Origin of the sequence: Bradyrhizobium sp. HKCCYLRH2015, assembly GCF_051168215.1 — a bacterium.
Classification (GTDB): domain Bacteria; phylum Pseudomonadota; class Alphaproteobacteria; order Rhizobiales; family Xanthobacteraceae; genus Bradyrhizobium.
The window spans coordinates 433,146-455,928 of the sequence record NZ_JBNPUO010000004.1 but is presented as its reverse complement, the minus strand read 5'-3'; the positions used below and the strand labels follow the sequence as shown (position 1 = coordinate 455,928).

The 22,783-nt window shown below is 64.7% G+C and carries 14 protein-coding genes, 1 tRNA gene and 1 pseudogene; 9 read left to right on the top strand and 7 right to left on the bottom strand.

Annotation, left to right across the window (positions count from 1 at the left end):
• Nucleotides 1-4: 4 nt before the first annotated feature.
• The gene (locus tag ACQR1H_RS13205) at nucleotides 5-6,184 is read right to left on the bottom strand and encodes a HAMP domain-containing protein (RefSeq protein ID WP_434907699.1); all 6,180 of its coding nucleotides are present in this window, start codon (nucleotides 6,182-6,184) and stop codon (nucleotides 5-7) included.
• A gap of 538 nt (nucleotides 6,185-6,722) precedes the next feature.
• Here ACQR1H_RS13205 and ACQR1H_RS13200 point away from each other — a divergent pair.
• Nucleotides 6,723-6,914: a hypothetical protein gene (locus tag ACQR1H_RS13200; protein ID WP_315799896.1), complete on the top strand. Its 192-nt coding sequence runs from the start codon at nucleotides 6,723-6,725 to the stop codon at nucleotides 6,912-6,914.
• Nucleotides 6,915-6,938: 24 nt separating this feature from the next.
• Nucleotides 6,939-7,070 (top strand): hypothetical protein, encoded by a 132-nt coding sequence (locus ACQR1H_RS13195; protein WP_316178652.1) that lies wholly within the window; start codon nucleotides 6,939-6,941, stop codon nucleotides 7,068-7,070.
• 14 nt (nucleotides 7,071-7,084) lie between these two features.
• Here ACQR1H_RS13195 and ACQR1H_RS13190 read toward each other — a convergent pair.
• Nucleotides 7,085-7,745 (bottom strand): annotated as a pseudogene (locus ACQR1H_RS13190) (SDR family oxidoreductase); the annotation flags it as partial.
• A 129-nt stretch (nucleotides 7,746-7,874) separates the two neighbouring features.
• Here ACQR1H_RS13190 and ACQR1H_RS13185 point away from each other — a divergent pair.
• Nucleotides 7,875-8,051 carry a hypothetical protein gene (locus ACQR1H_RS13185; protein ID WP_434907640.1) on the top strand — a complete coding sequence of 59 codons (177 nt, stop codon included), beginning with the start codon at nucleotides 7,875-7,877 and terminating at the stop codon, nucleotides 8,049-8,051.
• Between the two features lie 70 nt (nucleotides 8,052-8,121).
• The gene (locus ACQR1H_RS13180) at nucleotides 8,122-8,490 is read left to right on the top strand and encodes a PRC-barrel domain-containing protein (protein WP_315738064.1); all 369 of its coding nucleotides are present in this window, start codon (nucleotides 8,122-8,124) and stop codon (nucleotides 8,488-8,490) included.
• Nucleotides 8,491-8,574: 84 nt separating this feature from the next.
• On the opposite strand, the gene ACQR1H_RS13175 is transcribed toward ACQR1H_RS13180, so the two are convergent.
• Both ACQR1H_RS13175 and ACQR1H_RS13170 read right to left on the bottom strand, forming a co-directional pair.
• Nucleotides 8,575-8,850 carry a hypothetical protein gene (locus ACQR1H_RS13175; RefSeq protein WP_315799898.1) on the bottom strand — a complete coding sequence of 92 codons (276 nt, stop codon included), beginning with the start codon at nucleotides 8,848-8,850 and terminating at the stop codon, nucleotides 8,575-8,577.
• Between the two features lie 268 nt (nucleotides 8,851-9,118).
• On the bottom strand, nucleotides 9,119-9,274 hold the full coding sequence (locus tag ACQR1H_RS13170; protein WP_315738062.1) for a hypothetical protein: 156 nt from the start codon (nucleotides 9,272-9,274) through the stop codon (nucleotides 9,119-9,121).
• Nucleotides 9,275-10,267: 993 nt separating this feature from the next.
• Between ACQR1H_RS13170 and ACQR1H_RS13165 the strand changes: the two genes are divergently transcribed.
• The 3 genes from ACQR1H_RS13165 (at nucleotide 10,268) to ACQR1H_RS13155 (ending at nucleotide 13,262) form a co-directional block, all read left to right on the top strand.
• Complete coding sequence (locus ACQR1H_RS13165; protein ID WP_316236442.1) at nucleotides 10,268-12,304, top strand: acyltransferase family protein; 2,037 nt, start codon at nucleotides 10,268-10,270, stop codon at nucleotides 12,302-12,304.
• A 149-nt stretch (nucleotides 12,305-12,453) separates the two neighbouring features.
• A complete protein-coding gene (locus ACQR1H_RS13160; RefSeq protein ID WP_315799900.1) occupies nucleotides 12,454-12,927 on the top strand; it encodes a hypothetical protein in 474 nt (157 codons plus the stop codon).
• A gap of 122 nt (nucleotides 12,928-13,049) precedes the next feature.
• Complete coding sequence (locus ACQR1H_RS13155; protein WP_315799901.1) at nucleotides 13,050-13,262, top strand: hypothetical protein; 213 nt, start codon at nucleotides 13,050-13,052, stop codon at nucleotides 13,260-13,262.
• 81 nt (nucleotides 13,263-13,343) lie between these two features.
• Here the strand turns inward: ACQR1H_RS13155 and ACQR1H_RS13150 are convergent, their stop codons facing one another.
• The 3 genes from ACQR1H_RS13150 to ACQR1H_RS13140 all read right to left on the bottom strand — a co-directional run bounded on the left by ACQR1H_RS13150 (nucleotide 13,344) and on the right by ACQR1H_RS13140 (nucleotide 14,857).
• Nucleotides 13,344-13,505 (bottom strand): hypothetical protein, encoded by a 162-nt coding sequence (locus ACQR1H_RS13150; RefSeq protein WP_315799902.1) that lies wholly within the window; start codon nucleotides 13,503-13,505, stop codon nucleotides 13,344-13,346.
• Between the two features lie 304 nt (nucleotides 13,506-13,809).
• The gene (locus tag ACQR1H_RS13145; RefSeq protein WP_316178951.1) at nucleotides 13,810-14,649 is read right to left on the bottom strand and encodes an FkbM family methyltransferase; all 840 of its coding nucleotides are present in this window, start codon (nucleotides 14,647-14,649) and stop codon (nucleotides 13,810-13,812) included.
• Nucleotides 14,650-14,780: 131 nt separating this feature from the next.
• A tRNA-Arg gene (locus ACQR1H_RS13140) sits at nucleotides 14,781-14,857 on the bottom strand.
• Between the two features lie 475 nt (nucleotides 14,858-15,332).
• Between ACQR1H_RS13140 and ACQR1H_RS13135 the strand changes: the two genes are divergently transcribed.
• Both ACQR1H_RS13135 and pbpC read left to right on the top strand, forming a co-directional pair.
• Nucleotides 15,333-20,555, top strand: coding sequence for an alpha-2-macroglobulin family protein (locus ACQR1H_RS13135; RefSeq protein WP_434907639.1), 5,223 nt, complete (start codon nucleotides 15,333-15,335; stop codon nucleotides 20,553-20,555).
• Nucleotides 20,552-22,774, top strand: a complete 2,223-nt coding sequence (gene pbpC, locus ACQR1H_RS13130) for a penicillin-binding protein 1C (protein WP_315799904.1) — start codon at nucleotides 20,552-20,554, stop codon at nucleotides 22,772-22,774. The genes ACQR1H_RS13135 and pbpC overlap by 4 nt, the downstream gene beginning before the upstream one ends.
• Nucleotides 22,775-22,783: the final 9 nt, after the last annotated feature.

The window sequence follows — 22,783 nt, the reverse complement described above, 5'->3', positions numbered from 1 at the left end:
CCGTTCAGCGGTGCAGCCACATGCGAATCGCAAGAAGCAGCTGCTCGGTGTTGACGGGTTTTGCCAGATAATCGGAGGCGCCGGCCTCGAGACACTTTTCGCGGTCTCCCTTCATGGCTTTCGCGGTCAACGCGATGATGGGGAGCCGGACGAAGGCGGGGTTTTGCCTAATGACGCCGATCGTCTGATAACCATCCATCTGCGGCATCATGATGTCCATGAGGACGATCGCGATTGCAGGATTGCTCTGCACCAGGTCGATCGCTTCGCTGCCGGTGGTCGCCGTCAGCACTTTCATGCCGCGGCGTTCCAGCACGCTGGAGAGAGCAAAGATGTTGCGGGCGTCGTCGTCGACCAGCAGCACCGTCTTGCCGATCAGATCCTCGTCGGAACTGTTCAGCTTCTCGAGCATGCGCTGCTTCTCGAGCGGCAGTTCCGTAATCACACGGTGCAGGAACAACGACGTCTCGTCGAGCAGCCGCTCCGGCGATTCCACGCCCTTGACGACGATGCTCCGCGCCATCGTATGCAGTTCCGCATCCTCCTCGGCCGACAATTCCCGCCCGGTGAAGACGACCACCGGAACGCTCGACAAGAACTCGTCGGAGCGCAATTGATCGAGGACGTCGAACCCGCTCATGTCGGGCAGCCGCAGATCGAGAACCACGCAATCGCATGGGGCGCGACGCAGCGTATCGAGCGCCGCAGCTCCCGTATCCGCCGCGATGATCTCGATGTCGTCGTGATCCAACAGCTGGCGGATGCTGAGCTGCTCGGCCGCGTTGTCCTCGACGATCAGCAGCCGCTTGCGTCGCGGCTTGGCGTATTCCTTGATCTGCGACAGTGCCGCGCTGACGCCTTCTGTTGTCGTGGGCTTGCTGACAAAGGAGAAGGCGCCACGCGCCAAAGCGTGCTGGCGATCTTCGTCGAGCGTGATGATCTGCACCGGGATGTGCCGCGTCAGCGGATTATGCTTGAGCTGGCTCAGAACGGTCCAGCCGAGCATATCCGGCAGGAAGACGTCCAGAGAGATCGCGGCTGGTTGATACTGCTTGGCGAGATCCAGCGCTTCGGCGCCGCGGCCGGCGATCAGGACCTTGAAGCCCTTATCGCGCGCGAGGTCGATCAGGACGCGCGCGTAGTGTGGATCGTCCTCGACCACGAGCAGGATCGTATCGCCGGGTTCGAGATCGAGACGATCGTCCGGCGGCGGCTCGATCCCGCGCTCCGGCGCGGCCGCTTGCTGCAGGGCTGGAGGTTGAACGTAGGGAACGGGCGATGCGGGACTGACGCGCGGCGTCGTTGCGGGACCTGAATATTTGAGCGGCAGATAGAGCGTGAAGGTGCTGCCTTTGCCGGGGGCGCTCTTGAGATGGATCTCGCCGCCCAGGAGGTTGGCGAGCTCGCGGCTGATCGCGAGCCCGAGACCGGTGCCGCCATATTTGCGGCTCGTGCCGGCATCCGCCTGCTGGAACGCCTCGAAGATCAGCTTCTGCTTGTCTTGCGGAATGCCGATGCCGGTGTCCGAGACCTCGAACGCGATCACGGCCGGCGCAGTGTTGAGCACCGGATGTTCTGCGCTCCATCCGCCGAGCGCCGCAGACACCTTCAAGCGCACCCCTCCTTCGGCGGTGAACTTGAAGGCGTTCGAAAGCAGGTTCTTCAGCACCTGCTGCAAGCGCTTGGAATCCGTGACGATGCTGCGGGCCAGGTTCGGGTCGACGTCGATGTTGAAGGCGAGCAGGCGGTTTTCTGCCTCGTGGCGGAACGGACGTCCCACGGTATCCAGGAGGTTGGTGGTGAGGATCTCCTCGGCATCGACCGTCACGGTGCCGGACTCGATCTTGGAGAGATCGAGGATGTCGCTGATCAGATTGAGCAGATCGGTGCCGGCGCCATGGATGGTGCGGGCGAACTCGACCTGCTTGAGAGTGAGATTGCCGTCCGGATTCTCGGTCAGCTGCTGGCCGAGGATCAGGATGCTGTTGAGCGGCGTGCGCAGCTCGTGCGACATGTTGGCGAGGAACTCGGACTTGTACTTGGATGTCAGCGCGAGTTCGGTCGCCTTTTCCTCGAGCGCGCGGCGGGCCTGCTCGATCTCCTGGTTCTTGCGCTCGACCTCGACGTTGCGCTCGGCGAGCTGTTGCGCCTTCTGCTCGAGCTGTTCGTTGGTCTGCTGCAGCTCGCGCTGCTGGGTCTGAAGCTCCGCGGCGAGCTGCTGCGACTGCTTCAACAGTCCCTCGGTCTGCATCGTGGCTTCGATCGAATTGAGCACGATGCCGATGGAGTCGGTGAGCTGCTCGAGGAACGTCATCTGCGACGTCGTGAATGGGCTGAGCGACGCCAGCTCGATCACCGCCTTGACCTGGTTCTCGAACAACACCGGCAGCACCACGAGGTTCTTCGGGACGGCGCGGAGCAGGGCGGAGCCCACGGGGATGACGTCGGCTGGGATCTCCGAGACCAGCCGCTGGCGTTTGTCGATCGCGCATTGCCCGATGAGGCCCTCGCCGAACTGGACATGCGTCCGGTGAGGATAGATGCCGTCATCGGCGTATGAGGCGAGCAGGCGCAGCTGTGGCGCGGACTCGGTCTCGACCTGATAGATCACACCGCGATGGGCGTTCACCAGCGGCGTCAGCTCGGTCAGCAGCAGGCGGCCGACGGTGGTCAGGTCGCGCTGGCCCTGCAGCATGTTGGTGAACTTGGCGAGGTTCGTCTTGAGCCAATCCTGCTCGGTGTTGAGGTCGGTGGTGAGCCTCAGATTGGTGATCATCGTATTGATGTTGTCTTTGAGCTCGGCCACCTCGCCGCGGGCATCGACCTGGATGGAGCGGGTGAGATCGCCCTTGGTCACGGCCGTCGCGACCTCGGCGATAGCGCGCACCTGGGACGTCAGATTGGCCGCGAGCAGGTTGACGTTGCCGGTCAGGTCCTTCCACGTGCCGGCCGCGCCGGGCACGTTGGCCTGACCGCCGAGCCTGCCCTCGACGCCGACCTCGCGGGCCACGCTCGTCACCTGGTCGGCGAAGGTCGCCAGCGTCTCCGTCATGTTGTTGATGGTGTCGGCGAGCGCTGCGACCTCGCCCTTCGATTTGACCGTGAGATTCTGCTTGAGATCGCCGTTGGCGACGGCGGTCACGACCTTGACGATGCCGCGGACCTGCTCGGTCAGGTTCGCGGCCATGAAGTTCACGGTATCGGTGAGATCCTTCCAGGTGCCGGCAACGCCCGGCACCTGCGCCTGCCCGCCGAGCTTGCCTTCGGTGCCGACCTCGCGCGCCACGCGCGTCACCTCGCCGGCGAAGGCGTTGAGCTGATCGACCATGGTGTTGATGGTGTTCTTCAGCTCGAGGATTTCGCCCTTCACGTCGACGGTGATCTTGCGCGACAGGTCGCCGCGCGCCACCGCGGTGGTGACCTCTGCGATGTTGCGGACCTGCGTGGTCAGGTTGGCCGCGAGCAGGTTGACGTTGTCGGTCAAATCCTTCCAGGTGCCGCCGACCCCGGGCACAACGGCCTGGCCGCCCAGCCGGCCCTCGGTGCCGACCTCGCGCGCGACGCGCGTCACTTCGGCCGCGAACGAGCGCAACTGCTCCACCATCGTGTTCAGGGTGTCCTTGAGCAGCAGGATTTCGCCGCGCACGTCGACCGTGATCTTCTTCGATAGGTCGCCGCCGGCGATGGCGGTCGCGACCTCGGCGATGTTGCGGACCTGCGCGGTCAGGTTCGAGGCCATGAAGTTGACGCTGTCGGTGAGGTCCTTCCAGGTACCAGCGACTTCGGGCACCTCGGCCTGGCCGCCGAGCTTGCCTTCGGTGCCGACCTCACGGGCGACGCGCGTCACTTCGGACGCGAAGGCGTTGAGCTGGTCCACCATCGTGTTGATGGTGTTTTTCAGCTCGAGGATTTCGCCCTTCACGTCCACGGTGATCTTGCGGGAGAGGTCACCGCGCGCCACGGCCGTGGTCACCTCGGCGATGTTGCGGACCTGGGCCGTCAGATTGCCGGCCATCGAGTTGACGCTGTCGGTGAGATCCTTCCAGGTGCCGGCGACGCCGGGGACGTTGGCCTGGCCGCCGAGCCGGCCCTCGGTGCCGACCTCGCGCGCCACGCGCGTCACCTCGCCCGCGAAGCGGTTGAGCTGATCCACCATCGTGTTCAGCGTCTCCTTGAGGCTCAGGATCTCGCCGCGGACGTCCACCGTGATCTTGCGCGACAGGTCGCCGCCGGCGATGGCGGTTGCGACCTCGGCGATGTTGCGCACTTGGGCGGTCAGATTGCCGGCCATCGAGTTGACGCTGTCGGTGAGGTCCTTCCAGGTGCCGGCGACGCCGGGCACCTCGGCCTGGCCGCCGAGCTTGCCGTCGGTGCCGACCTCGCGCGCCACGCGGGTGACTTCGCCAGCAAAGGCGTTGAGCTGGTCGACCATCGTGTTAAGCGTCTCCTTCAGTTGAAGGATCTCGCCGGAGACGTTGACCGTGATCTTCTTCGACAGGTCGCCCTTGGCGACGGCGGTGGCGACCTCCGCGATGTTGCGGACCTGGCCGGTCAGGTTCGAGGCCATCGAGTTGACGCTGTCGGTGAGGTCTTTCCAGGTGCCGGCGACTCCACGCACCATGGCCTGGCCGCCGAGCTTGCCCTCGGTGCCGACCTCGCGCGCCACGCGCGTCACCTCGCCGGCGAAGGCGTTGAGCTGGTCGACCATCGTGTTGATGGTGTCCTTCAGCTCCAGGATCTCGCCCCGCACATCGACGGTGATCTTCTTGGACAGGTCGCCATTGGCGACGGCGGTCGTCACCTCCGCGATGTTGCGGACCTGCGCCGTCAGGTTCGACGCCATCGAGTTGACGCTCTCGGTGAGATCCTTCCAGGTGCCGGCAACGCCGAGCACGTTGGCCTGGCCGCCGAGCCGACCGTCGGTGCCGACCTCGCGCGCGACGCGCGTGACCTCGCCGGCGAACGCGTTGAGCTGGTCGACCATCGTGTTCAGCGTTTCCTTCAGCTGAAGGATCTCGCCGGAGACGTTGACCGTGATCTTCTTTGATAGATCGCCGCTGGCGATGGCGGTCGCGACGTCGGCGATGTTGCGGACCTGGGCCGTCAGGTTCGACGCCATGAAGTTCACGTTGTCGGTGAGATCCTTCCAGGTGCCGGCAACGCCCGGCACCTGCGCCTGACCGCCGAGCTTGCCCTCGGTGCCGACCTCGCGCGCCACGCGCGTCACCTCGGAGGCGAAGGCGTTGAGCTGGTCGACCATCGTGTTGATGGTGTCCTTCAGCTCCAGGATCTCGCCGCGCACGTCGACCGTGATCTTGCGTGACAGGTCGCCGCGAGCGACCGCAGTGGTGACGTTGGCAATGTTGCGGACCTGAGCGGTGAGGTTGCCGCACATCGCGTTGACGGAGTCGGTGAGGTCCTTCCAGGTGCCGGCAACGCCGGGAACGATCGCCTGGCCGCCGAGCTTGCCGTCGGTGCCGACCTCGCGCGCCACGCGCGTCACCTCAGAGGCGAACGAGCGCAACTGATCGACCATCGTGTTGATGGCTTCCTTCAGCTGCAGGATCTCGCCGCGCACGTCGACGGTGATCTTCTTCGACAGGTCGCCATTGGCCACCGCGATCGTCACCTCCGCGATGTTGCGGACCTGGCCGGTGAGGTTGTTGGCCATCGAGTTGACGCTCTCGGTCAGGTCCTTCCAGACGCCCGTGACCTCGGGAACCTGGGCTTGGCCGCCGAGCTTGCCCTCGCTGCCGACCTCGCGCGCCACGCGCGTCACCTCGGAGGTGAAGACGCTGAGCTGCTTGATCATCGTGTTGACGATGGTCGCCGACTGCAGGAACTCGCCGCCCAGAGGCCGCCCATCGACGTCCAGCTTCACGGTCTGCAGGAGGTCGCCTTGGGCCACGGCGGCGACCGCGCGCGTCACCTCGCGGGTGGGCCATAGAAGATCGTCGATCAACGTGTTGATCGAGCTCTCCATGTCCGCCCAGGAGCCGCTGGCAATGCCGAATCGCACGCGCTGGCGCGTCTTTCCCTCCCGTCCCACGACCTGGCCGACGCGTTCGAGCTGCTGCGCCATCCGCTCGTTGGCTGCAATGATCTCGTTGAACGTGTCGGCGATCTTGCCGTCAATGCCGAGATAGTCGCCGCTCATGCGCACGGAGAAATCTCCGGAACGCATCGCCTGGAGGACACGGAGCAGATCCTGGCTGGCATCGGCCGCCTCGGCTCCGTTGCCTTGGCGACCAAACCCTTGGCGCAGGGGCATCGGACCGGCAGCAGAATCGACATCGCTCATCAAGTTCCCCCGTGGCAGACCGCCTGCCAGCAAGAATCCGAGATTCGTATAGCCGGCGGCATACAAGCCGCCGCAACTACCCAAATCAAGCCGGGACGCCGATTTCTCAGGCTTATGGAACCGGCTTCTGCTGGCACAAGCGCCTCAACTCCCCTCCAGCAAAAGGGTTCCAAAGGATTTAACTGCCAACGAGGACGGCCATTTCCATGGAACAACGAAGAGACGCCGTCGGAGAACCGCGGGTCGAGATCGGTAGCTCAGTCGCCGCGATGGCCTCCGAAGGCACGACGAGGAATGGTGCGGGAGACAGGAGGAGGTCGGATGGCGCTGCAATGCGCGCCATGTTCCATCGAGCGCAGGGCGAATATTAATATCATGTAACAGAGTTGCACCGCTCCGCCGCGTCTACCAACTCATTGGGATGAAACAATCAGATCTTTTCAGAGAGAACGCAGACAACTGTCTTCAGCTCGCGGAGCGCGCCGACGGAGAGCCGGCGTTCCGGCGCTATCAACGGATGGCCCAGGGCTGGAACGCCCTCGCCCTCCAGCAGGATTGGCTCGATGGCGAGATTGCGCCGCTCGGAGAGCCCCGGACTGCGCTGCCCAAGTAACAAATCCGAATGGAGGAGCGTCCCATGACAGCCCGCACCGTTCTCATTGCACTGCTGACGGCCTTCGGCCTGGCATCGGCCGTCGCTGCGTTCACGACGATCCGCCAGGTGCATACGGAAGCGTATTCGCTGCCGCAGCCCATCACCCGCATCTGAACCAGCGGCAGCATCAAAGCTGCCGATCCGCCAGAGGATCCATAGACCTGTCCATCGGCGTAGGTCGCTTTTGCAGCCGCCAATTGTACATGGATCGATCCGAGCTCCGCCGGCTCGCCGGTACGGCCCAGCGGGGTCTGGCCGCCGCGCGTCCAGCGTCTCCATTTCAGCTCCGCCGGAGACCTGAAGCGGGGTCCAGGTCGGCCGGGAGCGACGGCGTTACGAGTACCCTTCGGCCCGGCTGCTTGGCCAACGACTTTACGTAGTTCGTTGGCTGATCCCGGCTTGAGGTGAGGGCAGGCGGCCTTGATGATCCAGAACGGGGCATGAATGTCGGCCTTCATGGTTGCATCGAAATCTTCGGACGAGACGTCCCGGATCGACTGACGCGTCTGCTGCCGCGACGATGTCGAGTCCGCCGAGCGCTTCGATGGCCTGTTGCACCAGCCGCCGGCAGAACTCCTCGTCGCGCAGGTCGCCAGTGATGGCGACGGCCTTCCGCCCTCCCGCCCGGATCAAGGCGATGACCTCCTGCGCATCCGGCTCTTCGGTTGGGTCGTCGCTCGGCGCGTTTCGGCGAGGGCGTCAGTGCGTCCCATGCAGCAGTCGCTCCCCGGTGATCAGCGCCTTGCGCCGGCGAGGGCCTCCGAACTGCGCTGAGCCGGGTGACGCGGTCGATTCTGCGACGTGTTGGCTCAAGGAGGGAACGAACAGGCGTAGCCGGCGTCGTTACGGCGCGAACCGCGGCCGCGTCGGCGCTAGCCAGCTCGGCGCGCTTGGATCACCGACAGAAGGAGCTATCCGATGACGCAGCCAAGCCAAGGCATTGTCAGGACTGAACGCGGCGAGGACCAGCCCGCCGACAAGGAGCGTGCGCAGCGGGTGCATCAGACTACATCGCCGGATGCGCCCTCGCGCGAGGCGACGCGGCATCCTTCGCAGGATCGCAAGCAACACAGCGGAGACTTGGATTCGGACTGAGCGTCCGGCGGGACTTGAGAACAGCCGGTGACGGTCGAACGTTGCCGATCCATTGGCATGGGAGGATCACATGACATCGATGCTCGATGAACGCGAATATGGCAACCTGATTGGAAGCGACAAGGTCGAAGGCACGGCCGTCTATGGCGCCGACGACACCAAGATCGGCACCATCGAACGCGTGATGATCGACAAGCTGAGCGGGCGGGTCTCGTATGCCGTCCTGGGCTTCGGCGGTTTCCTCGGGCTTGGCAATGACCACTACCCGTTGCCCTGGCAATCCCTGAAGTACGACACGCGACTCGGCGGCTACGTTACCGGCGTGACCGAGAATCAGCTGCGAGGTGCGCCGAAATATTCCGACGAGCGTGAGTGGGACTGGGGCGATGCCGGAGCAGGGCGCAAGGTCGACGACTATTACGGCGTCCAACTCGCTTAGGACCGCCGAACCCGTTCATTGCGCTGTCCAGGCCGTTGACGAACCTCGCACGTCGCGGCCATGTCAGCGCTCCCCGATGAAATCTCAGGCGGCCGGCGGCTGAGCGCTGTTTTCGGCCGCCGATCCAGCCATCATGCTGCGGCGGCTCGACAGCCAGATCGGAATCTCGCGGTAGCAGGTGCCTTTTTCATTCATCTCTGCGACCGTCCACCGGCTCGGATGCCGTTCCTTGCCGACGAAGACCCAGTCGTCGGCGGCAGGTGGCGGCTCATTCGGCCTCGTCCTCAGCCATGCCGAACGGGCTCCTTTCGGCAAGCGATCCTGCTTCATCTGATAGAGATCATATACTGGTGAACGCATGACGCTACTCGTCCTCAAGCAACCGCAATTCTCAACACCCTCAGCGTGTCGCGTGGTCGCGGCGGAATTGTGGGAGCGACGCGGCCAGGCTGTGCAATAGCACGATCAAGCCTGTGATGGACGGTCTCTGCCATATTCTTCGCATGACACGCGTATCGTTGCGAAAAAGGCGACGCGCGGGGCCGTTCAATAACCCCGCGAGCCGGGACCGGCGCCGATTGCGTCCGGCAATGAAGAGTACCAGCCCGCGACCGGCGGACTGATCAAATCAGAAGAAAGCGTAGCTGAGATCGAGACCGTAGGTGGCGTGGAGAATGAAGCCAAACGCCGTGGCGCCGCAGAGCATCAGGATCGTGCGCAGCTTCTCGGAGTCGATACGAGTCTCTTCGAGATGGGTCGGGAGAGCCTTGATGAGTGTTGTCATTGTGGGACCTCTGTACGCGAAACGAAGACGGAGAGTGAGTTATGAAAAGTATATCTGAGGTTGTTAGATCCCGTTCTGGGGAGGTGGTTTTTGTAGAGTCCCAGAAGAGTTCTAATTGTGAAAGAGGAACCCAGCATCGTGCAGTTTTTGGGGCAAAGTTGCGGAAAGTAAATGATCAGTAAATTAAATCTGAGGTTGATATTAGTTGCGTACAGTATTGTTGCACGTCTTGGCTGCTGAAAGAAGTTGCCAAGTTGCGGCGACGCGGCGCCGCACGTTTTTAAGCTTAATTCCATCGGGGAAGCGGTTTGAGTGTTCTCAGCCTGTGCGGCCCGCTGGCCGATGAGCAGTGTCCGAGCCACGACGCCAATGCGGTTGCAAAAGCAACTCGAAGTATAGAGGCGGCTCACCTCGACCTCGGCCAATTTGTGACGCGGCGTTAACGGCTATGGCAATGTCGCCACTCGCTCGCCGGCTTCTTTAGCATGACTGGTATCATGTGAGTGGTGACGACGGAAGCCGTTCGCTGAAATCTCGCAGGTGGGTGTGCTCATCAAACAACAGCCGCATAATCATCGAGCAGGGATCGCACGGGCGTCTCGTGTCGAGCCCAGTTGAGGCGCCAGCGTGATGGGCAGTTCATGGATGATGGAGGAAGCGCGCGTGGCATGCCCGCCCTCCGGTGACGGCCTGGACGGATGCTGCGCGTTCTCGCTGCCCTGTCGAGCTTCCGATCACCGGTCCCATCTCAGTACCGGGATGTCCCGACCGGCCGCCCTCCTGATGCGAAGCGGATGACGCCGCAGGCGAATGGGAGCCGGGCCGCGCCCGCGATCCTCCAGCATCCCGCATGATGGGCCCCTGAGGTGGGTGCGGCAATTCGGATACACCAACCATCAACGGTATTTTCGTGTGTTTCTGCACGTTGCAATTCATTTGGCGGTATGTCAGCAGGTAACTTGTTAGGGCGAACGGCCCGCCCGGGCTGCCAGCATGACGCGTGCAAAGGTTTTAGAGTACCGTTCGGACATCGATTGGCTGCGCGCCGTCGCCGTGATTTCGGTCATTGGATTTCATTACGAGTTGCCAGGCTTTGGCGGGGGGTTTGTCGGGGTCGATATCTTCTTCGTCATCTCCGGCTATGTGATCTCCCGTCTCATCTGGACCGGCATTCAATCCAATTCCTTTTCGTTCATCGCCTTCTACGAACGAAGGGCGCGGCGCCTGCTTCCGGCGCTCTATCTGATGATCGTCGTCACCGGGATGGTCGCGTGGTTCTTGACGCCTCCTGGCGACTACCGGATGTTCTTCGGAAGCGCGATCTCCACGGTTCTGTTTTCGTCAAACGTCTTCTTCTGGTCGCAGACCGGCTATTTCGATCTGCCAACGATCGGGAAGATTCTGATCCACACCTGGTCATTGTCGGTGGAGGAGCAGTTCTATTTCCTGTTTCCGGTCGTGACATGGCTCTGGAGCCGGCTGTTTCCCGACCCAACGTCGAAGCCGTCACTCGGGCTGGTCATCCTCGGAACGGTCGCGCTGTGTGTGCTCGACGAGCTTTGGATCAAGCAATCGCCCTCGACCGCCTTCTACATCGCCCCGCTGCGGGCCTGGGAGTTCTTGATCGGAAGCATTGCGTTTTTCCTGCATCGATGGTCACCGGTCAGAGGCGAGACGCGCCTGGCCTTCGCGGCCTTGGGCTTGGTCTCCATGCTGCTCGCCGTGGTCACCTTCCGCGCAGAGACCCGCTTCCCGGGATTGCACGCGCTGATCCCCTGTGTCGGTGCTGCGGTCTACATCGTCGCGTTCAATCAGGAGGAGGGCAGACCCAGGCTGCCATTCAGCGAGATCGGAGCATTCCTCGGTCGTCTGTCCTATTCGCTCTATCTTTGGCACTGGCCGGTTTTCGTCCTCGGCAGGGCCGCGCTGCCGCTGGATGTTGCGACCTCAGCCGCCGCTACAGCTGGACTCCTACTGTGCTCGCTGCTGCTGGCCTATTTCTCCTATGTCATCGTCGAGCGGCCGGCGCGCGCGCGAACCGTGTGGGTCGGCGTGCGTGGCTCACCGGTGATCGCGGGCGTTGCCGCCGTCCTGGTTGCGGTCGGAGTTCACGGCGTCGCGCATGACGGCTACGCCGATCGCTTCCCGCAATCACAGGCGCGAATGCTCCGGTACGATTCCCGGACGATGGAGCCGTTCTATCGGGCGCATAGCTGCTTCTTGCAGCCCGATGAGCCGGCATCGGCCTACGATTTCGAGGCGTGCCTGAAGCCGGCTGCAAACAAGCGCAACATTCTGCTCGCCGGCGACAGCCTTGCCGCGCATTATGCCTGGGCGTTGCGCAGCTACCTATCGTCCGATGCCTACCATCTTCTGCAGCTCACGTCAGGGGGCTGCCCGCCGTTTGTCGAGCTCAAGCTGCGCAGCTCGCGAAACTGTAACGACGTCAATCAGCTGCTACGCGATCAGATCAGGGCGCACCGCTTTGACGCCATCATTCTTTCCGGCAATTGGCGCGCCTATCTCGAAACTTATGGCCAGCCCCCCGCACGGCGCGTCGACGGTTATTTGAACGCGCTGCTGGCGGTCGCTCAGGAAACGGGAGTTCCAGTTCTGCTCCTCGGTCCCTCGATCGAGTTTCCAGCTCCCTTGGCGTCGACGTTGTTCAACCATGAGCAGACGCACGTCCCGATCGGCAATTCGCTGATGCCGAAAGATGCGTCGTTCGAGGCGGACGATCGTCTGCGAGAGATCGCCCGCGCGTATCCGCTCGTTCAATACGTTTCCATTCTCGGCACGATTTGCAGCAAGAGGCGTTGTCCGCTGACGATCGACGCGGAAACACCGATCGTTTGGGATACCATCCATTTCACCCCGGAAGGCTCGAGGTTCGTCGTCTCGCAACTCGCTCCGCAACTGGATGCATTCTTGCAGAGACTGGAGCAGCCCTCCGGGGCCGGGACGAACGAGATCCTGGCGGGTGACGGCCCGACGGCAACCCGGAACCCCGCTCCGTCCCGGATTCAATGATGGGAAGCGACCGAGCACGGGACCTGCGGGAGCCATGAACTTCGGCGAGTGTCGTGCGTTCCCCTGCCGTTGATGTCGGACGTTGCCTTCGCGCGGCCGTGAAAGTGGTCCAACGTCATCGGTTTCTCAAGCCGTTCGGGACGACACACATGAATCCGATCATCAAGGCGATGGCAGTGCTTGCGTGCGCCGCCTGCTGGAGCACCGCCGCGACAGCCCAATCGGTGCGCTGGAACACCTACAGGATCCCGGAGACCGGCACCTCGGTCGACATTCCGGTCTCGATCTTCAGGGACACGGCGGGCCAACCCGAGGGCTACGGCCAACGCTTCCAGACTGCCGACGGCCGCGCCAATCTGACCGTGCAGTCGATATCCAACAACGCGCAGGAGTCACCTGCGCGGTTCCTCGCCAGGAAGAACCCGCCGCCGAACATCCAATACAAGCGCGTCACCTCGCGCTTCTTCGCGGTGTCGAGCTATAAGGGCGACTACGTCTGGTACAATCGCTGCAACTTCGTTGGGGGCTATGTGCACTGCGTGCTGATCAACTATCCCCGGGCCTGGGAACGCGATTGGGACGGCATCGTCACCCGTATCAGCCTGTCGCTGAACCGGAGCTGAGCGGGGCGCCTTTAACGAAGTCTTCGGCTGGCGGCTTTGATCCACCTCAATGATGCCCTCGGGCTCCTCTGAATAAGCTTCGGCTTCATTTCAGCCGCCGCTTACAGACGAGCCAGCCCTACATGGCCGCAGCGTCCTTCACCGTACGAGCCCAAAGCGCCAGCGCGATCGCCACCATCAGGTGCCGCAGCGCGCAGGACGCGCTGCTTACGGCCAACGCCTATCTGCGTCTCGGCGCCGCCTGCGTCAGCATTGAAACGCCGGGCGGACAAAGCATGAGCCCGGATCGGCTCGATGCGTTGCTCAACGAGGCCGGTGGGCGCATCGGCTTGTGAAGCCGGACGGTCCAGCGGCCACCAATTTTCCCTGACGTGATCGTGGCGCCTGCGGAGTGGGCTTCTGAGAGCCTGTCCAGGTCAAGACGAGGACGCCTCCATGCGGTCGTCGGGCAGCGCCGTCGGCCACGAGACGTCCGAGATGTAGGGACCGTACAGAACGTCCTGGCGCCGCTGGTAGATGATCGTGAGGGCAACAACGGCAATGAAACAGATTGCAGTCAGAATGGCCAATTCAAACATGATGCAACTCCATCGCCCCAGACGTGGCGGATGAAGGGCGCCGGCGTCAAATGGAAGCCGGCGTTAAGCTGAAGAGGAAAGCTTAACGCGCGCGGTTCATCCTGCGTCGCAGGCTGCAGGCGAACAGCTAAAGCAGAACCGCTGGGCCCGCGCGGCGGAATCGCAGATCGCGAGTCCTGCCGTTTGGAGCGTACTACTCAGCGACGGTCGATTGATCGGTATCGAGCTCTGGAAACATCGCCCGGCAGCTCAGGCAATAGGACTCGAAAATGAAGCTCAGCAACGTGGACATCGGTAAACCCCATCAGTCGACGTGATGCTCGGCAACATGCCGGGGGTCTGTTTCAAGACGACTTCGTGCGCCCAGCGAAGTGGTTTCGATCGGAGCCAGGAAAGCTTCGCGGTCATAGGACATGGGCGCGCGCACGCTCCTGAAGATGAAGTTGTTGCAATAGTCCTTCCGCTTCCAGAACCATTCGCCATCGGCGCGCTGATGGATTTCCGGGTCGAAGGCAGACAACGGAAGCAATCTCCCGCGGCTCAGGAATTGGCCCTGATAGCCGAGACCCCGCAGGAACAAGAATGTCTCCTTCACCCTGTCGAGCGTCGCCAGGCGGCGGTCGCACTCGACCACGATCAACGGCCGGCATCGGCGCAAGGTGCGCTCGGCGCCGCGCAGCACGTCGAGTTCGGCGCCCTCGACGTCGATCTTGATCGCAGAGACGTTTCCGGTGTCAGGGAGATAGTCGTCCAGCGACGTCGTCTGCACCTGGATCGCCCTCGAGGTCTCGGCGGGCCGGAGCAGCGAGGCCCCGGGCTGATGCCCCTCGGGAACGAACAGGGTTTTCCTGCTGGAGCACGAATAGACGGCGCGCGGTTCGACCACGACATTGTCGAGCGAGAACCGGGAACAGAGCCGCGCCAATCGCTCGGCAAGATCCGGCTGGGGCTCGAAGGCGACGACCCGCCCCGGCGCCGACCACCGTGCCAGCCAGTAGAGAAAACTGCCCTTGTTGGCGCCGATGTCGCAAACGATGTCGCCGCGCCGGATGTGACGCCGCAACTCGGACAGCTCCGTCTTGTGGTCGCGGAATCGGGACCGCAGGATTCTGACCAGAAACCGGGATGCCTCATGCTTCGCCAACCTAGCCTCCCAACGCCATGGCCACGCGCCCGGCAAACGAAGGCAAGCCTAGTGGCGCACGCCCTGTCGCTCACGGCGATGCTTCGAAATGAACGAGCGGCGGGGCGCCACGATGGCGCTGGCGTGGCGATTGGCGATCCCAGCAGGACTCGAACCTGCAACCCGCGGAGTAGAAATCCGCTACTCTATCCAGTTGAGCTATGGGACCGTCGTCGCGAGACGAGCATCGCCGGGTGACCATCCCAAGATGAACGTCCGGAGGATGAGCGTCATGGGATGGGTGCCGGAGGGCGACGTCCGGCCAGCGCGCTTTCCATAGCACGGGTCATATGAAAAATCTTCCGTTTCGCCAAGAGCGGCCGAACCCGACGGAGGCCCGGGGAGACCAAGCGGAGGCGGAGGTGGGTCTATCGCCCCATTTGCGCGTCAGCGGCGTCGGATCAGCGGCCGCCGCGGCTTGTCTGTATGCCATGTCCCGTGAATTGCCCGTCGATGAACAGATTTTCCTGTCGCATGTGCATGCCGATGATCGCGCCTGCGACGGGCCGCTCAGCGGTCCACTGCAACCTTTGCCATCAGTCCGTCACCATTTCGCGTCCATTCTCGCCACGAATCGGCCAAACACGGACATCCCTCCGCGTGTCCCGAACAGCCGCCGAAATCGCCGTCCAAGGAGCTGCCCCATGATCGGTCTGGTCCGCGCCGCCGTCCTCTGCGCCATCATGGCGCTCGGTCTTGCTTCTGCCCACGCCGCCGACAAGGCGTTCAAGCGCGACGACCTGGCGGATGCCGCAATCAAGCTGGAGGCGCAGATCAAGAGCGAGGCGGGGGCGGTGAACAAGCCGCTGGCGACCTTGCGCACGGACGCCGACGCGGCGCTTCGCCGGAACGACCTGCGCACCGGGCTGCAGATCCTCGGGCAGATCGCCACCGCGGCGCCGGATGATTCCGGCAACTGGCTGCGGCTGGCGCGCACTGTGTTGAACCAGATCAAGCCGGCCAACTCGTCGGAGCAGACTTTCCTGCTCGAGCGCGCCTCGACGGCGGCCTACATCGCCTATCAGCGCGCCGGCAATGCCGGGGAGGAGGCCGACGCGCTCGCGGTGCTCGGAAAGACCATGGCCGAGCGCAAGCTGTGGCGTCCGGCGCTGGATACGCTCAGGATGTCGCTCGAGCTCCGTGAGGTCGCCGACGTCCGCGGCCAGTATGAGCGGATGCGCGACGAACACGGCTTCAGGCTGCTCGACTATACCGTGGATTCGGACTCGGCGAGCCCGCGCGCCTGCTTCCAGTTCTCCGAGGATCTGGCCAAGCGCACCGACTTTTCGCCCTTCGTGGCACAGGCCGGCAATGACAAGCCGGCGCTGACCTCGGAGGACAAGCAGCTCTGCGTCGAGGGACTCAAGCATGGCGAGCGCTACAACATCAATCTGCGCGCCGGCCTGCCCTCTAGCGTCAAGGAGAGCCTGCCGAAATCGGCCGAGTTCAATATCTATGTCCGCGACCGCAAGCCGTTCGTGCGCTTCACCGGCAAGGCCTATGTGCTGCCGCGCACCGGGCAGAAGGGCATTCCGCTGGTCAGCGTCAACACGCCCGCGGTCAATATCAACGTGTTCCGGATCGGCGACCGCAACCTGATCAACACCGTCATCGACAGCGACTTCCAGCGTCCGCTGTCGAGCTACCAGCTCACCGATCTCGGCAACGAGCGCGGCATGAAGGTGTGGAGCGGCGAGCTGTCGACCGCGATGACCCTGAACCAGGACGTCACCACTGCCTTCCCGGTCGACCAGGCGCTGAGCGACATGCAGCCGGGCGTCTATGTGATGACGGCCGCGCCGAAGGGCCCGACCAGCGGCAACAGTGACGAGGACAGCGGCGGCCAGCTCGCGACGCAATGGTTCATCGTCTCCGATCTCGGCGTCGCCGCGTTCTCCGGCAATGACGGCATTCACGTGTTCGTCAATTCGCTGGCCTCGACCGATCCGGTCGCGCGCGCCGAGGTGCGGCTGGTGGCACGCAACAACGAGATCCTGGCGACGCGCAAGACCGACGACGCCGGCCACGTGCTGTTCGAGACGGGCCTGGCGCGTGGCGAGGGGGGGCTGTCGCCGGCGATGCTGACCGTATCGGGCGAGAAGACCGACTATGCCTTCCTCAGCCTGAAGACGTCCGCCTTCGACCTGTCCGATCGCGGCGTCGCCGGGCGCGAGGCGCCCACGGGGCCCGACGCTTTCGTCTATTCCGAGCGCGGCGTCTACCGCTCCAACGAGACGGTCTACCTCACCGCGCTGCTGCGCGACGGCAAGGGCAACGCCATGACCGGCACGCCGCTGACGCTCGTCGTCGAGCGTCCCGATGGCGTCGAGTTCCGCCGCGCCGTGCTGCCGGATCAGGGCGCCGGCGGCCGTTCGTTCAGCGTGGCGCTAAACTCGGCAGTGCCGACCGGGACCTATCGCGTCCGCGCCTTCACCGATCCGAAGGGGACGGCGGTCGGCGAGACCACGTTCATGGTCGAGGACTACGTCCCCGAGCGGCTGGAATTCGACTTGTCCTCCAAGGACAAGCAGATCAAGGCTGAGACTCCGGTGGAGGTGAAGGTCGACGGCCATTTCCTCTATGGTGCGCCGGCCTCCGGCCTGCAGCTTGAAGGCGACCTGCTGGTGACCACGGCCTCGGAGCGGCCGGGCTTCCCCGGCTATCAGTTCGGCGTCGCCGACGAGGAGAGCGCCTCCAACGAGCGCACGCCGATCGAGGGGCTGCCCGAGACCGACGACAAGGGCGCGGCGACCTTCCCGGTCAGCCTGCCGAAGCCGCCGTCGTCGAGCCGGCCGCAGGAGGCGCAGATCTTCGTGCGCATGGCCGAGACCGGCGGCCGCGCCGTCGAGCGCAAGCTGGTGCTCCCCGTGGCGCCCAAGGCGGCGCAGATCGGCATCAAGCCGTCGTTTTCCGGCAAGAGTGTCGGCGAGGGCGACAAGGCCGAGTTCGAAATCGTGTTCGTCTCGCCCGAGGGGAAGACGCTAGCGCGCAATGGCCTGCGCTATGAGCTCCTGAAGATCGAGTCGCGCTATCAATGGTACCGGCAGAACTCCTATTGGGAGTATGAGCCGGTGAAGTCGACCAAACGCGTCGGTGACGGCGACGTCGCAATCGCTGCCAACAAGCCGGCGCGGCTGAGCTTCCAGCCGGAGGCCGGACGCTATCGGCTCGACATCAAGTCGGCCGAGGCCGACGGTCCAGTGACGTCGCTGCAGTTCGACGTCGGCTGGTACACCGAGGGCAGCGCCGATACGCCTGACCTCCTGGAGACCTCGCTCGACAAGCCGCAGTACCAGTCGGGCGACACCATGGTGGTGACGGTGAATGCGCGCACCGCTGGCAAGCTCACGGTCAACGTGCTTGGCGACCGGCTGCTGACGACGCAGACCACCGAGGTCAAGGAAGGCACCAACCAGGTCAAGCTCGCGGTCGGCAGGGACTGGGGCGCGGGCGCCTATGTCGTGACGACCTTGCGCCGTCCGCTCGATGCGGCCGCGCAGCGCATGCCGGGCCGCGCGCTCGGCGTTGCCTGGTTCGGCATCGACAAGTCGGCGCGCACGTTGAATGTCGCGCTGACACCTCCGGCACTGGTGCGGCCGGGCTCGGCGTTGAATATCCCGGTCAAGATCGGCGGCCTCAATCCCGGCGAGGACGCCAAGATCGTCATCGCGGCGGTCGATGTCGGCATTCTCAACCTCACCAACTATAAGCCGCCGGCGCCGGACGAGTATTATCTCGGCCAGCGCCAGCTCTCTGCCGAGATCCGCGATCTCTATGGCCAGCTGATCGACGGCATGCAGGGCACGCGCGGCCAGATCCGCTCCGGCGGTGACTCCGGCGGCGCCGAGCTGCAGGGCTCGCCGCCGACGCAGAAACCGCTGGCGCTGTATTCGGGCATCGTCACCGTCGGACCGGACGGCACGGCTGAGGTCAGCTTCGACATTCCGGAGTTCGCGGGCACGGCGCGCGTGATGGCGGTGGCGTGGAGCGCGACCAAGGTCGGCCGTGCCAACATCGATGTCACCGTGCGCGATCCCGTGGTGTTGACCGCGACCTTGCCGCGCTTCCTGCTGTCGGGCGACCGCGGCACGCTGTCATTCGACGTCGACAATGTCGAGGGCGCGCCCGGAGACTATGTCGTGGCCGTGAAAGCGAGCGGTCCGGTCAAGCTGTCCGGCAATGCCAATGTGACGTTGAAGCTTGCGGCCAAGCAGCGGGGCTCATCGACCCTGCCGCTGGACGCCTCGGGCACCGGCACGGCGCAGCTCGACGTCGACATCAAGGGGCCGAACGGGCTGAGCCTCGCGCGGCATTATCAGCTCGATGTCAAGCCGGCGACACAGGTGCTGGCGCGGCGCTCGATCCGGACGCTGGCCAAGGGCGAGAGCCTGACGCTGACGTCGGACATGTTCTCCGACCTCGTGGCGGGCACCGGCACGGTGTCGCTGTCGGCGGGACTGTCGACCGCGCTCGACGCGGCGACGATCCTCAAGGCGCTCGACCGCTACCCGCACGGCTGCTCGGAGCAGATCACCAGCCGAGCGATGCCGCTGCTCTATGTCAATGAGCTCGCGGCCGGCGCGCATCTGGCGATGGACACCGAGGTCGATCAGCGCATCCGCGACTCGATCGATCGCTTGCTGGCGCGGCAGGGCTCGAACGGCTCGTTCGGCCTCTGGTCAGCCGGCGGCGATGATCCCTGGCTCGACGCCTACGTGACGGACTTCCTGACCCGCGCCCGCGAAAAGGGCTTTGCGGTGCCCGACGTGCTGTTCAAGAGCGCGCTGGATCGCGTCAGGAACTCGGTGGTCAATGCCGAGGAGCCGGAGAAGACAGGAGGCCGCGATCTTGCCTATGGCCTCTACGTGCTGGCGCGCAACGGCGCGGCGCCGATCGGCGACCTGCGCTATCTCGCCGACACCAAGCTCGGCAATCTGGCAACTCCAATTGCCAAGGCGCAACTCGCCGCCGCGCTCGCGCTGGTCGGCGATCGCGCCCGCGCCGAGCGGGTCTATGGTGCCGCAGCCGACAGCCTCGCGCCGAAGCCGGTGCTGGTGTTCGGCCGCACCGACTACGGCTCCGACCTGCGCGATGCCGCGGCGCTGGTGTCGCTGGCGGGCGAGGGCAATGCGCCGCGCGCGACGCTGACGCAGGCGGTGGCCCGCGTCGAGGCCGCGCGCGGGCTGACGCCCTACACCTCGACGCAGGAAAATGCGTGGATGGTGCTGGCGGCGCGGGCGCTCGCCAAGGAGACCTTGACGCTCGACGTGAACGGCCAGGCGGTGAAGCAGGCGCTGTACCGTAGCTACAAGGCGGCTGAGCTCTCAGGCCAGCCGCTGAAGATCACCAATACCGGCGATGCGCCGGTGCAGGCGGTGGTCTCGGTGTCCGGCTCGCCGCTGACGCCGGAGCCCGCGGCGTCCAACGGCTTCAAGATCGAGCGCGGCTACTACACGCTCGACGGCAAGCCGGCGGATATCAGAACCGCGAAGCAGAACGACCGTTTCGCTGTCGTGCTGAAGGTCACCGAGGCCAAGCCGGAATATGGGCACATCATGGTGTCGGACTATCTGCCGGCGGGGCTGGAGATCGACAATCCGCATCTGGTGTCGTCGGGAGACAGCGGAACGCTCGACTGGATCGAGGACGGCCAGGAACCGGTCAATACCGAGTTCCGCGACGACCGCTTCGCCGCCGCGCTCGACCGCGCCGCGGATTCCAAGTCCGTGTTCACGGTCGCTTACGTCGTGCGCGCGGTGTCGCCCGGCAAATACGTGCTGCCGCAGGCCTATGTCGAGGACATGTACAATCCGTCGCGCTATGGTCGGACCGGGACGGGGTCCGTGGAGGTCCGCGCGGCGAAATGAGCGAGGCTGGAACGAGCGGTGATGGGCGCAGGACGGAGCCACATACTCCGTCATGCCCGGGCTTGTCCCGGGCACCCACGCTGCCTCCGCACGACGTGGATGGCCGGGACAAGCCCGGCCATGACGGGAGGAGGGGGCGGGGCGTCAAACGGCTGTTGGTGTGTACGCTCCTGTCGATCGTTGCAATCGTTCTCGCACTCACCGCCTACGCCATCTCCCTCGGCCCGCTGCCGTTGCGCGAGGCCGAGGCGCTGTCCACCACCGTCGTCGACCGCCACGGCAAGCTCTTGCGCGCCTATGCGATGGCGGACGGGCGCTGGCGGCTGCCGGTCAGCGCGAAGAAGGACGTCGATCCGACCTATCTGAAGCTGCTGTTCGCCTATGAGGACCAGCGCTTCTACGACCACCACGGCGTCGATCCACGCGCGCTGGCGCGGGCCGCGATCCAACTCGGCTCGCATGGCCATATCGTCTCCGGCGGCTCGACCATCACGATGCAGCTGGCGCGGCTGCTGGAGCCGCGACGGCAGCGTTCGCTGCACGCCAAGCTCAGGCAGATCGTGCGCGCGCTCGAGCTCGAGCATCAGAAGAGCAAGGACGAGATCCTTGATCTTTATCTGACGCTCGCGCCCTATGGCGGCAATCTCGAAGGCATCCGCGCCGCCTCGATCGCATATTTCGGCAAGGAGCCGAAGCGGCTGTCGCTGGCAGAAGCGGCCCTCTTGGTGGCGCTGCCGCAGTCACCGGAGACGCGCCGGCTCGACCGCCATCCCGAGGCCGCTCGACGCGGCCGGGACCGCGTGCTCGACCGCATGGTGTCGGAGAACGTGATCTCCGCCGAGGACGCGGCGCAGGCGAAGGCGCAAGCCGTGCCTACCTTCCGCAAGCCGATGCCGATCCTGGCGCCGCATGCCGCCGACCAGGCCTCGGCGGCCGTCAAGGGTCAGCCGATGATCCGCCTTACGCTGGATGCCTCGCTGCAGAAGGTGCTGGAGCCGCTGGCGCGCGATCGCGCCATCGCATTGGGACCAAACGTCTCGGTCGGCATCATCGTGGTCGACAATGACAGCGGCGACGTGCTCGCCCATGTCGGATCGGCCGACTATTTCGACGAGAAGCGGGCAGGGCAGGTCGACATGACTCGCGCGGTGCGCTCGCCCGGCTCGACCTTGAAGCCGTTCATCTACGGGCTCGCCTTCGAGGACGGCTTCGTGCACCCGGAGAGCCTGATCGAGGACCGCCCGGTGCGCTTCGGCTCCTATGCGCCGGAGAATTTCGACATGACGTTCCAGGGCACGGTGCCGGTGCGCAAGGCGCTGCAACTGTCGCTGAACGTACCGGCGATCGTGCTGCTGGACCGCGTCGGCGCCAGCCGGCTGTCGTCGCGGCTGAAGCAGGCGGGCGGCAATCTGGTGCTGCCGAAGGACGAGGCCCCGGGCCTCGCCATGGGCCTTGGCGGCGTCGGTGTGACCCTGCAGGACCTCGCCCAGCTCTATACCGGCTTTCCGCGGCTCGGCACCACCAGGCCGCTGCGCGAGATCATGACGGCTGACGGTGCGCAGGATAACGCCCGCGAGCCGATGCGGCTGATGGACTCGGCGGCCGCCTGGCAGGTCGGCAACGTGCTGCTGGGGACGCCGCCGCCGGAAAACGCAGCCCGGAACCGGATCGCCTTCAAGACCGGCACCAGCTACGGCTATCGTGACGCCTGGTCGGTCGGCTTCGACGGCCGCATCACGATCGGCGTTTGGGTCGGCCGGCCCGATGGTGCGCCGGTGCCCGGCCTGATCGGCCGCGTCGCCGCGGCGCCGATCCTGTTCGACGCTTTTGCCCGCAGCGGCAAGCTGCCGGCGACACTGCCAAAGGCGCCCAAAGGGGCGCTTGTCGCCAGCAATTCAAAGTTGCCAATGCCCCTTCGCCGGTTCCGGCCGGTCGGGGAATTGGTGCGGACCGGCGCAGAGCAGGCGCCGCACATTCAGTTCCCGCTGAACGGCTCCCGGATCGATGTCGACCGATCCGCGGGACGCGAGGCGTCGGTGATGCCGGTGAAAGTGTCCGGGGGCGTGCTGCCGCTGACCATGCTGGTCAATGGACTGGCCGTCGGCGAGATCGACGGCCGGCGCCAGCGCCTGATCGATCCGCCCGGGCCGGGCTTTGCCCGCCTCACCGTGATCGATGCCACGGGCGCTGCGGACACAGTTGTGGTCAGAATCCAGTGAGGGTTCGCT

Bases quoted from the DNA above. Each gene is read 5' to 3' on its own strand.
- ACQR1H_RS13175 (WP_315799898.1), bottom strand. From the start codon at position 8,850: ATGCGTTCACCAGTATATGATCTCTATCAGATGAAGCAGGATCGCTTG.
- ACQR1H_RS13150 (WP_315799902.1), bottom strand. From the start codon at position 13,505: ATGTTTGAATTGGCCATTCTGACTGCAATCTGTTTCATTGCCGTTGTT.
- ACQR1H_RS13205 (WP_434907699.1), bottom strand. From the start codon at position 6,184: ATGCGTTCCGGAGATTTCTCCGTGCGCATGAGCGGCGACTATCTCGGC.
- ACQR1H_RS13195 (WP_316178652.1), top strand. From the start codon at position 6,939: ATGACAGCCCGCACCGTTCTCATTGCACTGCTGACGGCCTTCGGCCTG.
- ACQR1H_RS13165 (WP_316236442.1), top strand. From the start codon at position 10,268: ATGACGCGTGCAAAGGTTTTAGAGTACCGTTCGGACATCGATTGGCTG.
- ACQR1H_RS13170 (WP_315738062.1), bottom strand. From the start codon at position 9,274: ATGACAACACTCATCAAGGCTCTCCCGACCCATCTCGAAGAGACTCGT.
- ACQR1H_RS13160 (WP_315799900.1), top strand. From the start codon at position 12,454: ATGAATCCGATCATCAAGGCGATGGCAGTGCTTGCGTGCGCCGCCTGC.
- ACQR1H_RS13135 (WP_434907639.1), top strand. From the start codon at position 15,333: ATGATCGGTCTGGTCCGCGCCGCCGTCCTCTGCGCCATCATGGCGCTC.
- ACQR1H_RS13180 (WP_315738064.1), top strand. From the start codon at position 8,122: ATGACATCGATGCTCGATGAACGCGAATATGGCAACCTGATTGGAAGC.
- ACQR1H_RS13200 (WP_315799896.1), top strand. From the start codon at position 6,723: ATGAAACAATCAGATCTTTTCAGAGAGAACGCAGACAACTGTCTTCAG.
- ACQR1H_RS13185 (WP_434907640.1), top strand. From the start codon at position 7,875: ATGACGCAGCCAAGCCAAGGCATTGTCAGGACTGAACGCGGCGAGGAC.
- pbpC (WP_315799904.1), top strand. From the start codon at position 20,552: ATGAGCGAGGCTGGAACGAGCGGTGATGGGCGCAGGACGGAGCCACAT.
- ACQR1H_RS13155 (WP_315799901.1), top strand. From the start codon at position 13,050: ATGGCCGCAGCGTCCTTCACCGTACGAGCCCAAAGCGCCAGCGCGATC.